The 13,728-nt window shown below is 40.2% G+C and carries 10 protein-coding genes; 4 read left to right on the top strand and 6 right to left on the bottom strand.

Going from position 1 to position 13,728, the window contains the following annotated elements; genetic code table 11:
* Nucleotides 1-553: 553 nt before the first annotated feature.
* The 4 genes from A1QC_RS10100 to hemC are packed head-to-tail and all read right to left on the bottom strand — an operon-like array spanning nucleotide 554 to nucleotide 4,530.
* Entirely contained in the window at nucleotides 554-1,732 is a 1,179-nt protein-coding gene (locus A1QC_RS10100) for a heme biosynthesis HemY N-terminal domain-containing protein (RefSeq protein ID WP_017025723.1), read from the bottom strand.
* Nucleotides 1,732-2,847, bottom strand: coding sequence for a uroporphyrinogen-III C-methyltransferase (locus tag A1QC_RS10095; RefSeq protein WP_017025722.1), 1,116 nt, complete (start codon nucleotides 2,845-2,847; stop codon nucleotides 1,732-1,734). The genes A1QC_RS10100 and A1QC_RS10095 overlap by 1 nt, the downstream gene beginning before the upstream one ends.
* Nucleotides 2,834-3,595, bottom strand: coding sequence for a uroporphyrinogen-III synthase (locus tag A1QC_RS10090; RefSeq protein WP_026025896.1), 762 nt, complete (start codon nucleotides 3,593-3,595; stop codon nucleotides 2,834-2,836). Before A1QC_RS10090 ends, A1QC_RS10095 begins: the two co-directional genes overlap by 14 nt.
* A 2-nt stretch (nucleotides 3,596-3,597) precedes the next feature.
* Complete coding sequence (gene hemC / locus A1QC_RS10085) at nucleotides 3,598-4,530, bottom strand: hydroxymethylbilane synthase (protein WP_017025720.1); 933 nt, start codon at nucleotides 4,528-4,530, stop codon at nucleotides 3,598-3,600.
* A gap of 256 nt (nucleotides 4,531-4,786) precedes the next feature.
* Here hemC and A1QC_RS10080 point away from each other — a divergent pair, with 256 nt between their 5' ends.
* Nucleotides 4,787-7,327: a class I adenylate cyclase gene (locus A1QC_RS10080; RefSeq protein ID WP_431305846.1), complete on the top strand. Its 2,541-nt coding sequence runs from the start codon at nucleotides 4,787-4,789 to the stop codon at nucleotides 7,325-7,327.
* A gap of 74 nt (nucleotides 7,328-7,401) precedes the next feature.
* On the opposite strand, the gene fadA is transcribed toward A1QC_RS10080, so the two are convergent.
* Both fadA and fadB read right to left on the bottom strand, forming a co-directional pair.
* Complete coding sequence (fadA, locus tag A1QC_RS10075) at nucleotides 7,402-8,571, bottom strand: acetyl-CoA C-acyltransferase FadA (protein ID WP_017025718.1); 1,170 nt, start codon at nucleotides 8,569-8,571, stop codon at nucleotides 7,402-7,404.
* Nucleotides 8,572-8,594: 23 nt separating this feature from the next.
* Entirely contained in the window at nucleotides 8,595-10,760 is a 2,166-nt protein-coding gene (gene fadB, locus A1QC_RS10070) for a fatty acid oxidation complex subunit alpha FadB (RefSeq protein WP_017025717.1), read from the bottom strand.
* A gap of 221 nt (nucleotides 10,761-10,981) precedes the next feature.
* Between fadB and A1QC_RS10065 the strand changes: the two genes are divergently transcribed.
* Genes A1QC_RS10065 through hemG form a run of 3 tightly spaced genes read left to right on the top strand, consistent with a single transcriptional unit; the run spans nucleotide 10,982 to nucleotide 13,635 of the window.
* Nucleotides 10,982-11,602, top strand: a complete 621-nt coding sequence (locus tag A1QC_RS10065; RefSeq protein WP_017025716.1) for a YigZ family protein — start codon at nucleotides 10,982-10,984, stop codon at nucleotides 11,600-11,602.
* 46 nt (nucleotides 11,603-11,648) lie between these two features.
* On the top strand, nucleotides 11,649-13,106 hold the full coding sequence (locus tag A1QC_RS10060; RefSeq protein WP_017025715.1) for a TrkH family potassium uptake protein: 1,458 nt from the start codon (nucleotides 11,649-11,651) through the stop codon (nucleotides 13,104-13,106).
* Between the two features lie 7 nt (nucleotides 13,107-13,113).
* Nucleotides 13,114-13,635: a menaquinone-dependent protoporphyrinogen IX dehydrogenase gene (hemG, locus tag A1QC_RS10055; RefSeq protein ID WP_017025714.1), complete on the top strand. Its 522-nt coding sequence runs from the start codon at nucleotides 13,114-13,116 to the stop codon at nucleotides 13,633-13,635.
* Nucleotides 13,636-13,728 lie beyond the last annotated feature (93 nt).

Genomic DNA, 13,728 nt, shown 5'->3' with positions numbered 1-13,728 from the left:
ACCCGCTGATTAATCAGCGGGTTTTTTGCTATTTGCTTTTGTTGTACAAAATACCAATCAGGAAAAGCAACGGCTTAACTGTATCTTGTCCCTTATGTCTATTTGATTAACTTGCAGTATGTACTTGAAAATTGATGCTATGGCATGAAATCTTATACAGATGATCATCTAATCAGTAAGACTGAAGTGCTCAATACAGTATTGTCATAATCAACTTTGAGCCTATTCAATATGCTAGGTCCAATGGTTCTTGCTTAGCATATATAATTCCCAAAGGAGATCTCCTTAATTAGCCCGCATTAACTTTAACTTATTGATGCTATTGATTTAATTAATAAGCTAAATGGGTTGCTGCTATTAAATTGCCACTTGTATTCTTTTAAATACAGGTATAAAGGCTCTTTTAGTGCACCATTAAATTTCATCATGGATGGCTACTGATTTATTTACGTCAAGATGGGAGTTTGTTGCGCTGTTGACTTTGGGTATAAAAATACCCCCAATGTTGTTTAATCAACGGTTGGAGGTATAGTGATTTTTCCTTGGTATTCCTTTATTTTTCTAACAAAGTTAATGCTTTACGTGACACTTCACCTGCAGCTTGTTTCATGCCTTGTTGCTCTAAAGCATCAGCAAGGCGAGAGTAATCAGAGATACTAATACGTTGTTGTAATGCAACTTCGAATGATTGCTGGGCATCTTTCCATCTTAATTCTCGTGAATATAACTCTCCAAGTGCACTGTGAGCTTCAGCACTTTCTTTATGTTTCTTCACTATCCCTTCTAATAATAACGTTGCAGGATGAATATCTGGTAATTGAATCTGTGTAATTAACGGCAGTAAGCGTTCTGATGGGGATTGTTTCAGAATATCACGTAAGATCACATACGCTTCAGAGTCACCATTTTGAACTAGCAATTGTTTGATGAGCAATTCAACAATGTTTTCATCCTGCTTGAGTTTTTTGGGTAAATGACTCCAATAAGAAAGAAGGCCATTAATGCCTTTTTGCTCCCCGACTTCTTCCATTTTGCCTAATTGGGCTTGATAAAATAATTGATCAAACTCTGTATCTGAAATGACATTGGCTCTTTTTAACTTGGGTAAAAGTTCATCTAATAAGCTCCAAAGTTTTAGATTGAGATACGTTTTTTTTAATAAGTTCATGACGATGGTGTTATTTGGATAGCGGCCTTTTAGCTTCTCTAGGCTACTGTGAGCATCGGCAAATTGCTTATTACGTACCATTTGTCTAATTTGAGTCATTTCTATAGCAAGTGAATTCTTGTCATGTTCCAAAGCTAGATTGATATATTTTTCTCGTTTCTTGTCATCACCCATGCCTTGAGCGGCTTCTGATGCAATTAAATAGCAGAGTAGTGGCATATCATGGTGGTTGGCCCAGCGTGTAACTTTTTTCTCTGCTGCATTCCAATCACCTTCTAGCAATTTGATGATACCTTCATTGGTATAGCGTCGAGCTCGTTTAAGTTTTCGGACGCTAAACCAATTCCACGTTGCATTGGTGGCACGAAAGCCGCGTTTAATAATGTTTTCGAGTAAGAAAAGTGCCGCGAGCGCAGCAACGATAAAGATGACTAAGGTTGTTACACTCATTTCTGTTGTTGTGTCAGCAACAGAGATTAATACATAGCCTTGTTGATCAGAAAATTGGGTACCAACAAAAAGGCCTAAACCCAAAGTGACAAAGATAAAAATTATTCTAAACATTATTTATCTCCTTGACCCACGGCTGATATTGAACGACGAAGGCGATCGGAAATCACATCAGTCAGTGGCTTTTGAGATTTCAGTTTGACAGGGTAGTCTACCGTGATGTCTTTTGCTTTTAATTGTTCAAGTTGTTGTTCAAACTGCTTAACTTTAATTGAGTTTTGATTGAAAAACTCTTTTGACCAATCATTGGCAACGGTAAGAGATGTTTGATAGATGTCATTATTTTCGGCATACACGCCTTTGATTGAGGTTTCTAATTTTGCTTTGATATTCTCTCTTAGATAAAAGTGTTGCTCAGGTGAAAGCAGTGGCGTGGTATTACCTTTACGAGTTCTAAAGGTAATGAAATGGCCTGCAAAATCTTTAAGAGAAGTGGTTAAATTGGTTTGCCAGTCATTAATGTCTTCAGAAACCACTTCAACTTCTTGTTTCTCTTCTTTAGGCAGCAATGCGTTAGCAAGAGGAAGTTGATCGACTTCCTTCTGTAAACTGATAAGAGTTAAAATCAATCCTTCACGATCAATAATCGGCAATGACTTTAGTTGGGTGATATCTTCAGCCATTGCTTTGCGCAGAGGGACGAGGCTAGGGTCGTTAAGGGCAGCAATTCGTTGATCGGCTGATGCCATGAGCTCAGTAGCGGACTCTATATCATGTTCAAGAAAAAGCTTTCTAGCTGCCATTTTTACGAGATAATCTGATTCTGCTAATAGCCAATCATTTGGACGTCTGCCTTTTATATCAGTGATGGCAACTTGTAAGCTTTTAATACTCTTTTCTTGCTGTTCAGATTGAGTGTCTAGCTTGTTTGTCAGCGTCTTAATTTCTTTCTTTTGTGCGGTTTGGCTGACTTCAACTTGGTTTGCAAGGTCGGTGTTTAATCGGTTTACTTGTAATTTTAATTGGTTGATTATCTTTTGATTTTCGGTGTATTGATAAGCTTCAAAAGCAACGACCGAGCCGGCTAATAATAACGAAAGGATAATAGCTGCTGTGGCTCGCTTTTTCCCCTTACTTTTAGGCGATGAGGGGCTTTGGGCTTCAGGCGCTTTTGGAGTCGAAGTACCTGTATCGGCTGAGGTTACTTTATTTTTGTTATTGTCGGTCATGTTGTTGTCCTGTGATAAATTTCCCACTGAGATAATCCAGTAAAATGGGATTAGCAGCACTTCCTGTATTGATTATATGTGAAAAACCAACTTTTTCTGCTTGTTGTTTAATACGTTGGCTTGGAATGTAGAGGTTGAGTTGCTTTAGCCAATCTAAATATTGATTTGGGGTTTGTTTTAACAAATGGTCTAATTGCTCGCCACTTGTTATCACTATGTGTTTTATCCCTGATGTTTTCCAGTGAGACCATATTGTTAGATCATCGACTGGACACGGCTTTCGGTGGTAGATTTCGTTATAATGAACTTGAGCGCCACGTTGTTGCAAAGCTTGATAAATCAGCTCTCGCCCACCATTCCCTCTTAGTATCAAAATACGCTTATTTTTCACTAACTTCAAAGCTGGTAAGTCCAGTAAGTGCTCGCTGTCACTTATTAAAGGCGAAATAACCTCTTTTTTAATATGTTTTTCTAAAGTTCGAGCTGTTTTCTCCCCGATAGCAAAGTAAGTCGTGTGCTGAGGAAAATTGATATGGTGGTTATGTAAACAGTGTTGAGCCCAATGAACAGCATGTTGACTGACGGCAATAATAATATCGCAATGCTGAATATCGTCAGGTAGCGTTGTATAACCTGCTCCTTGCTCTAATTGGATTAAAGGATGGTGAAAGCTGTCTATGCCTTGTCTCTTAAGCATTTGACATAATGCTTCTCCATCCTTTCCTGGGCGGGTAACCAGAACACTCATTATTAGTCGTGTTCAGCGTACAGTTTTTCGAGAATGCTTTTAGCGCCATCATTAAGTAATTGGTTGGCTAGACTAATTCCTAATGTTTCTGCATCTTTGCGATGGCCTTTGACTTCACCACGGATAATTGTGCTTCCATCAGGCTCTCCAACCAATCCACGTAACCAAATTTGATCGCCATCGAGTAATGAGTAGCTTCCGATAGGTACTTGGCATCCGCCTTCTAGTGTTAAGTTCATTGCGCGTTCACACATCACGCGATCAGCAGTATCAAGGTGATTAAGCGGTTTAAGCAATTCACGTAGGCGTTCATCATCTAAGCGACATTCGATCCCAACAGCGCCTTGTCCAACGGCTGGAAGCGATTCTTCCGGCTCAATGAAACTACGAATACGTTCTTCTAATTTTAAACGTTTTAATCCGGCTGCGGCTAAAACGATAGCATCATATTCGCCAGCATCGAGCTTGCCTAAACGAGTACCGACATTGCCACGTAATTCTTTAATGATAAGGTCTGGGCGGCGTTCTTTTAGTTGGCATTGACGACGCAAACTACAAGTTCCGACAATGGCTCCTTGTGGAAGTGAATCAACATTGTCATAGGTGTTTGAAACGAATGCATCTCGAGGATCTTCTCGTTCACAAATGGTTACTAAGCCTAAGCCTTCGGGGAAGTCTACAGGGACATCTTTCATTGAATGAACTGCGAGGTCAGCTCGACCTTCTAGCATGGCCACTTCCAATTCTTTTACGAATAAGCCTTTACCACCAACTTTAGCTAAAGGGGTATCAAGAATAATGTCGCCTTTGGTTACCATGGTAACAAGTTCGACTTCTAACCCTGGGTGCGCATTTTGCAAGGCATCCTTAACAAAATAGGCTTGCCATAGAGCAAGAGGGCTTTTACGAGTAGCAATGCGAATTGGGGTTGACATAAAGCGACCTTTTATTGACCAAAATCTGATGCTAATCCTATCATTCCTTGCTGAAAATTCTTACCATCTAGAGGTTTATTTTTGATAAAGGATTGTTTTCTTTTTTATGGGCTCGATACAGGACTAAAGTAGTAGGTGTCATCGATTTGTATAATGTTTACCCGCCCTTAAAAAAGTGTTAGATTGATCACGTTTTTGTTTTATGAATAAACCCTCAAAAAAATAACTATTTTATTTATGGCGTCGCTAGGAAGCTATCTTGCAGACATACACACACACATTAATTGAAAGGCTTGATGCGCTTAATCAACAAAGAATTGAGCGTGCTTTATCTATTATGGATAAGCAAAGTCAGCAAGTATTTCATCTATTGCCCGTATTGTTGCATTTTAACCACCTGTCGTTGCCTGGCTATTATGACAAAGGTACGCCTCATGGCATCTTTCGTTTTGAAGTAAGTGATATACAGCATCAAGTTATTTCAAGCTTTGCCATTAATGATGCCTCTGATATTGATTCAATATTAAACAGTGCGCCCGCTTTGCCTGAAATATTGGCACTTTATACTATGGGGAGCACTTCTTCGGTTGGGCAAAGCTCATCAAGTGATTTAGATATTTGGGTTTGTATTTCACCAGAGATGTCAACGCTAGATCGTGGGCATTTGAGTAATAAGTGTTTATTAATCACTGATTGGGCGAAAAGCCTTGGCGTTGAAGCTAACTTCTTCTTGATGGATGAAAAACGTTTTCGCAGTAATTTATCTGAAGAAATGACGGGTGATAACTGTGGGTCATCACAGCATTTATTATTGCTTGATGAGTTTTATCGTTCAGCGGTGCGCTTGGCAGGGCAAAGACTTTTGTGGCAAATTGTTCCTCCTGAAATGGAAGAATGTTATGACGAATATGTCACTCAATTATGCTCGAGTGGGCATTTAGATTGCTCTGAATGGATAGATTTTGGAAAGCTTCATCATATTCCTGCGGAAGAGTATTTTGGCTCCAATCTTTGGCAATTATATAAGAGTATTGATTCTCCTTATAAATCCGTATTGAAAGCGATATTGCTAGAGTCTTATTCTTGGGAATATCCTCACCCACAATTATTAAGTGTTGATACCAAACGTCGCTTCTTTGCTTGTGAGCAAAAAGAATATGGCATGGATAGTTATTATCTTATGTTAGAGAAAGTGACGCGTTATTTAGAGCGTATTGGTGATACTCGTCGTTTGGAATTGGTTCGTCGGTGTTTTTATTTAAAAACCCATGAAAAGCTTTCTCGTGAACCGGGTACTCACTTTGTTGAATGGCGTCATTCTGCTTTACGTGATCTCGTTTCTAAATGGGGTTGGAGTGATGATCTGATCGCGGAACTTGATAATCGTCGTCATTGGAAAGTCGAACAAGTTAAAAAAGTGCATCACGAGTTACTCGATGCTTTGATGTTGAGTTACCGTAATCTGATCCAATTTGCTCGTCGTCACGATATTACCTCAGCGATCAGCCCTCAAGATATTAGTATTTTAGCGCGTAAGTTATATGCCGCTTTTGAAACCTTACCAGGTAAGGTGACATTACTTAATACCCAAATTTCACCAGATTTGCATGAACCAAACTTAACTTTCATTGAGGTTCCTGAAGGGCGTGTAAATAAAGCTGGATGGTATCTCTATAAACAACCACTTGATCCTCATAAGATTATTGGCCGAGCTCCTTTAGAGCACAATCAATACCTTAGTAAATTAGTTGCATGGTCATTTTTTAATGGCTTAATTACAGAAGCGACTCATTTAGAGGCTGTAGTTCGAAATGCTGATTTAGATATGGATAAGCTGTATCAAATGGTCAGTGATTTACGCAATACGTTCTCTTTACGTAAGCGCAGACCAACGATGCAAGCACTGGCAAGTCCTTGTGAAGTAAGTCAACTTTCTATTTTCATTAATTTAGAAAGCGATCCAACAGCTAACTTAAAACCAAACCAACTCAAAGTTGATCTAAAGAATAATGTTGATGTGTTTAGTTATTCAGGTGATCAACAGTGCTTAGTTGCTAGTGTTGACTTGGTTTATAGAAACTCATGGCATGAAGTTAGAACCTTACACTTTTCGGGTGAAACCGCCATTATTGATGCTTTAAAAACGATTCTAGGAAAAATGCACCAAGATGCTTTGCCGCCAGAGTCGGTAGATGTATTTTGCTACAGTAAAAACTTACGCGGCATGATGCGTAATATGGTGTATCAATTACTGGCGGAGTGTATAGAGCTACGCTTAAAACCTGTAGAAAATGAAAAGCGCCGCCGTTTTAAAGTGGTAAAAGTCGCAGATCAAATGTACGGACTATTTTTTGAGCGACGTGGTGTGTCGGTCATGAAGTTAGAAAATTCGATCGATTTTTATAGCAGTATTTCAAGTAATAAGTTGCAAGGCGCACCTTTAGTCATGGTGGGTAAAAATCAAGAATTACCACCGCCTGATATTGTGGATGCTTTTGCGAGTGAAGGGTTGATTCAGTTCTTTTTTGAAGACGATGATGAAGGCTTTAATATTTACGTGTTAGATGAAGCCAATCGTGTTGAAGTCTATCGTCAGTTTGATGGTAATAAAGATGACATGATTCGTACGGTAAATCGCTTCTATACGAATAATTCTCATGATATTGAGTCAGAATCTCAATGTAACTTTAATTTACCGCAGTATTATCAAGTGATTCATCCAAATCAAGGTGAAAGTTATGTTGTGCCTTATCGCAGTGGATGTACAGCAGCACCGATAAATACAGCTGCAAATTGACGCAATAAATTAACGTTAAAAGAAAGGCTTCTCGAGTGAGAAGCCTTTTTATTTACTATGAAAAGTCAGTGTTTTTAGTTTTCAACACGTTCAAAGACGGTTGCGATACCTTGGCCTAGGCCGATACACATGGTCGCTAAACCGAACTGAACATCATTGCTTTCCATTAGGTTAATCAAGGTTGTTGAAATACGAGAACCTGAACAGCCTAATGGGTGACCTAATGCAATGGCACCACCGTTAAGGTTTACTTTATCTTCCATCACATCCAAAAGACCAAGGTCTTTCGCACATGGTAGAGCTTGAGCGGCAAACGCTTCATTCAACTCGATCATTCCCATGTCTTGGATAGAAAGCCCTGCACGGTTAAGTGCCTTTTGTGTTGCAGGCACCGGACCATAACCCATGGTGGACGGATCGCAACCAGCAACTGCCATTGAGCGGATACGTGCACGAATAGGCAAACCTAATTCTTTGGCTTTTTTCTCGCTCATGACTAACATTGCAGAAGCACCATCAGAAAGAGCGGATGACGTACCTGCCGTTACCGTACCATTAGCAGGGTCAAACACTGGGCGCAGTTGCGATAGTGTTTCGACCGTGGTTTCTGGACGAATAACTTCATCAAAATCATATAACTTTAATGATCCATCGGCAGTATGACCTTCGGTTGGAAGAATTTCATTTTTAAAACGGCCTTCTACCGTTGCGGCTTGAGCGCGTCGATGAGATCGTGCTCCAAACTCATCTTGTGCTTCACGGCTAATGCCATGAACTTTACCTAGCATCTCTGCGGTTAAACCCATCATACCCGCTGCTTTTGCCACATTCTTAGCAAGCCCTGGGTGAAAATCGACACCATGGTTCATTGGTACGTGACCCATGTGTTCTACACCACCGATTAGGCAGATTTCTGCATCACCCACCATAATGGCGCGAGATGCATCATGTAAAGCCTGCATCGATGAACCACATAGGCGATTGACCGTCACTGCTCCGACATTTTTTGGTATACCTGCTAATAAAGAAGCGTTACGAGCAATATTAAAGCCTTGCTCTAGTGTTTGCTGCACACAACCCCAATAGACATCTTCAATTTGAGTTGGGTCAACCTGAGGGTTGCGTTTCAAAATCCCTTTCATCAGGTGAGCTGATAAATCTTCAGCTCGTACATGACGGAAAGCACCTGCTTTAGAGCGGCCCATTGGGGTACGAATACAATCAACAATAACTACATTATTCATTTTAGTTGTCCTTATCCAAAGTCTTAAACAGCCGCTTTCTGGCTAGAGTAAAAAGTCTCATTTTTCTCGGCCATATCAAGGAGTAATTGCGGTACTTGATACATAGGGCTGAGGTCTTGGTATTGAGACGCGGATTGGATGTAATTTTGAATACCAACACTGTCTAAGTAGCGGAATACCCCACCACGGAATGGAGGGAAGCCTAGTCCGTAAACCAATGCCATATCGGCTTCTTGAGGCGATGCAATAATCCCTTCTTGTAGACACAATACCACTTCATTAATCATAGGGATCATGGTGCGGTTGATGATGTCTTCATCAGAGAATGCTTGGCTTGGTGCTGTAATGCCTTCAAATAACGCTAAGACATCTTTGTCGAAGGTTTTCTTTGGTTTGCCTTTACGGTCGATACTGTAGGTGTAGAAACCACTGGCATTTTTCTGACCATATTTTTTCGCTTCAAATAAAGCATCAATCGCATCGCGACCATCTTTACCCATACGTTCAGGGAAGCCTTGCGCCATCACTTCTTGAGCATGGTGTGCGGTATCAATGCCCACAACATCTAATAAATAGGCTGGGCCCATTGGCCAACCAAACTTGCGCTCCATGACTTTATCAATTTGAGTGAAATCACCGCCATCGCGTAATAGCAAATTAAAGCCACCGAAGTATGGGAATAAAACACGGTTTACAAAGAAGCCTGGGCAGTCATTGACAACGATTGGTGACTTACCCATTTGCGCGGCATAAGCTACCACACGGTTGATGGTTTCATCAGAGGTTTTCTCACCACGAATGATTTCCACTAAAGGCATACGATGTACAGGGTTAAAGAAGTGCATACCACAGAAGTTTTCTGGGCGTTTCACCGATTGAGCCAATAGGTTAATTGGAATCGTTGAAGTATTGGATGCAAGAACGGCACCCTCTGCTGCGCTTGCTTCGACTTCCGCTAATACAGCGGCTTTAACTTTAGGGTTTTCAACCACCGCTTCAACGATGATATCGGCTTGTTCAATACCCGCGTAATGCAAGCTAGGAGTAATAGAGCCTAGAATTTTAGATAGCTTGAAGCCATCAATACGGCCTCGTTCTAATTGTTTATTTAATAATTTTGATGCTTCGTTCATGCCTAAATCAAGAGAGGCTTGAGCGATGTCTTTCATTAATACTGGCACACCTCTAGAGGCAGACTGGTAGGCAATACCGCCACCCATGATTCCTGCACCTAGTACTGCCGCACGCTCAGTTTTTGGTGCTGCTTTTCCAGCTTTTTTGGCAATACCTTTAATGTATTGGTCATTTAAGAATAAACTAATTAAAGATTGAGCAACTTCAGTTTGTGCCATTTTGATGAAGTATTTACGTTCAATGTCTAGCGCGCCATCGCGGCCTAACGTTGATGCTTCTTCTACGGCTTTAACTGAAGCAATTGGTGCTGGATAATGAGGACCAGCTTTGGCAGAAATCATGCCTTTTGCCATGCTAAAACTCATCAATGATTCAATTTTGCTTAATGACAATGCTGAAGTTTTTTGCAGGCGACGAGCTTGCCAATCAATTTTATTTTCTTGTGCCTGTTTTAGTGTCTCAATCGCTGACTCATGTAATTTTTCTGTATCAACGATGGCATCTAATAGGCCAAGTTTAATTGCTTCGTTTGCTTTTAGCTGTTTGGCGGTCGCTATCATTTCCATTGCATTATCCGCACCAATGACTCGAGGTAGGCGAACCGTACCACCAAAGCCAGGGATAATTCCGAGCTTTGTCTCTGGTAAGCCGATAACGGCAGAATTGTCACCAATGCGTAGATCAGTTGAAAGAACCAATTCACAACCACCGCCTAATGCGAATCCACGGATAACCGAGACGGTAGGGAACGGTAAATCTTCTAATTTACAGAAAATATCATTGGCGTATTTTACCCAATGATCGAGCTCTTCCGCTGGTTTGGCGAATAAACCTAAAAACTCAGTGATATCAGCACCTACAATGAAGGCATCTTTATCAGAGGAAATGATTAATCCTGTGATAGCTGGTTGAGCTTTAACTGCATCTAAAGCTTCGTTTAATGCAGATAATGTTTTTGAATTAAGTGTGTTTACAGAGGCATCTGCACTGAAAGTAAGCTCAGCGATGCCATCTTGTAATGCCTTTACGTGTAGGGACGTATTTTGGTAAATCATTGTCTATCTCCATGACGAACAAACGGTATTGTTGTAGAGAACTTATTATCGTTTTGCTCTGGTTTGACCAGGTTTCATTAGTGTTGATCGAGTAATAATTAACTGCAATACATTTTTCAAACAATTGTTTGAATTATGTGCGCAAGGTCATTTTGTGCATCAATAAGTATTTGATTACGTGTTAGACTAAATCCTAATTATTTCGATTTTTTATTGTTTCTATGAATGAACAGCCTTATTTAATCCCACTTAATGACACCATTTTTGAAGAAGAAATTAAAAAAAGTGTCTTTATTACCCATTTAGCTCACACTCCAACTATGGACAGCGCTAAAGCTTTTGTCGAAAAAATAAAATCAAAACATTCATCTGCAAGACACAATTGTTGGGCCTTTGTGGCGGGCAGGGCGGAAGATTCATTGTTGTGGGGGTTCAGTGATGATGGTGAACCTTCAGGAACAGCAGGAAAGCCTATCTTAGCTCAGCTAGCGGGTTCTGGTGTTGGGGAGATGACGGCGGTTGTGACTCGATATTCTGGTGGAATAAAACTTGGCACTGGTGGATTGGTGAAAGCTTATGGTGGCGGGGTGCAACAAGCTCTCAAGCAACTTCAAACAATTGAAAAAAAAATCACCGCGCAATTGAACCTAAGGTTAGACTACTCTCTCATGCCGTTAGCACAATCAATTATGGTTCAATATCAAGCTCAGCAACTGGATGCTGAGTTTAGTTCTCAAGTCAACTTATCGATTGAAATTGATAAGCGTGATGTTGAGGTATTTATTCAAACTTTGGTCAACAAAAGTTCCGCCAAAATTGAGATCTCTAAGCTTCAATCATAGAGCTTATACATAAAAAGGAAGTCAGAAGCTTTGCTTCTCATTTAGTATGCAGTTTCGTTCAATTATCCGCATCGTCGGACTTTTACTCGCTTTATTTAGTGTATCGATGCTAGCGCCTGCGCTGGTGGCTTTATTATATCGTGATGGTGCTGGCGTTCCGTTTATAACGACTTTCTTTGTATTGTTATTATGTGGCGGTGCGAGTTGGTTTCCAAACAGAGATCAAAAGTCAGAGCTAAAAGCGCGAGATGGGTTTTTAATTGTTGTGTTATTTTGGACGGTAATCGGCAGTGCAGGCGCGCTACCTTTTTGGCTTGCACATGATCCTAATGTTTCGGTGACCGATGCATTTTTTGAATCTTTTTCGGCTTTAACAACGACGGGCGCAACCGTTATTGTCGGTTTGGATGACTTGCCAAAAGCCATTTTGTTTTATCGTCAATTTTTACAATGGTTTGGTGGCATGGGGATCATTGTATTAGCCGTGGCCATTTTACCAATACTTGGCATTGGTGGTATGCAGCTTTATCGAGCTGAAATCCCGGGTCCTGTAAAAGATACAAAAATGACTCCCCGAATTGCTGAAACCGCAAAGGTACTTTGGTATATTTATCTAAGCCTAACCATCGCTTGCGCAGTGGCATTTTGGCTTGCTGGAATGAGTATGTTTGATGCCATCTGTCATAGCTTCTCCACTATCGCTATTGGTGGGTTTTCGACGCATGATGCCAGTATGGGGTATTTTAATAGTCCTGTAATCAATATGATTACCGTGGTCTTCCTATTAATATCGGCTTGTAACTTCTCTCTTCATTTTGCTGCTTTTGCTTCTGGCGGTATTCATCCTAAATATTATTGGAAAGATCCTGAATTTAGAGCATTCATCATCATCCAAGTTTTATTATTTTTGCTATGTTTTCTCATTATGCTGAACCACAGTAATTCACTTTCAACATTTGAAACCTTTGATCAAGTTCTTTTCCAAACCGTTTCAATTTCTACGACGGCGGGCTTTACCACGACAGGTTTTTCTCAGTGGCCGTTATTCCTGCCAGTTTTATTATTGTTCTCTTCTTTTATTGGAGGGTGCGGCGGCTCTACAGGAGGAGGCTTAAAAGTTATCCGTGTCTTGTTATTAACATTACAAGGAGGGAGGGAGTTAAAGCGTCTTGTGCATCCAAAAGCTGTTTATCCGATTAAAATCGGAGGAAAAGCACTATCACAAAGAGTCGTTGATGCAGTGTGGGGATTTTTTTCTGCTTATGCGTTGGTTTTTGTATTATGCATGTTGGGGCTTATTGCTTCTGGTATGGATGAATTAAGTGCCTTCTCTGCGGTAGCAGCAACACTAAACAATTTAGGCCCAGGCTTAGGCGAAGTATCCGTTCATTTTGCTAATGTTAATGATAGTGCTAAGTGGGTGTTAATTTTATCGATGCTATTTGGCCGACTGGAAGTATTTACTCTACTCATTTTATTTACACCGACATTTTGGAAAAGTTAGGCATTACGTGAAAAAAAATATCATTCTATATTCTACCCGCGAAGGACAAACATCAAAAATTGCCAACTACATAGCTGAACAGTTAGGGCTGCAGAGTTGTGACTTGGTGGATTTGCATCAAGCTGAAGAAATGGATTTACGCCAATATGAAAAAGTGATTATTGGCGCTTCTATTCGCTATGGTCATTTTCATAAAAAACTTTATCAATTTATTCAAATTAATCTCGATGAGTTGCAAAAAGCGAAAGCTGTTTTTTATTGTGTAAATTTAACCGCACGTAAAGAAGGAAAGGATACTCCGGAAGGAAGCGCATATATTCAAAGTTTTTTGAAAAAATCACCTTGGACTCCAGATTTGATAGGAGTATTTGCAGGTGCTCTTTATTATCCTCGTTACCGCTGGTTTGATCGCGTTATGATTCGATTTATTATGACGATGACAGGTGGTGAAACAGACATCACCAAAGAAGTTGAATATACAGATTGGGAAAAGGTAACTCAATTTACCTGTAAAGTGGATGATTTGTAGAGGAAACCATCAATTATTAACGGTTTCGTTTGTTTTTCGCTCGAAAGGTAAATAAAAACAAAAAAAGTAAAAAAAGGGCTTGCCAATGTGACG

Source organism: Vibrio rumoiensis 1S-45 (genome assembly GCF_000286955.2).
In the GTDB taxonomy this organism is placed as follows: domain Bacteria; phylum Pseudomonadota; class Gammaproteobacteria; order Enterobacterales; family Vibrionaceae; genus Vibrio; species Vibrio rumoiensis_A.
Note: the sequence above shows the minus strand (reverse complement) of the source record. Positions and strands in the feature narration are given on the sequence as shown.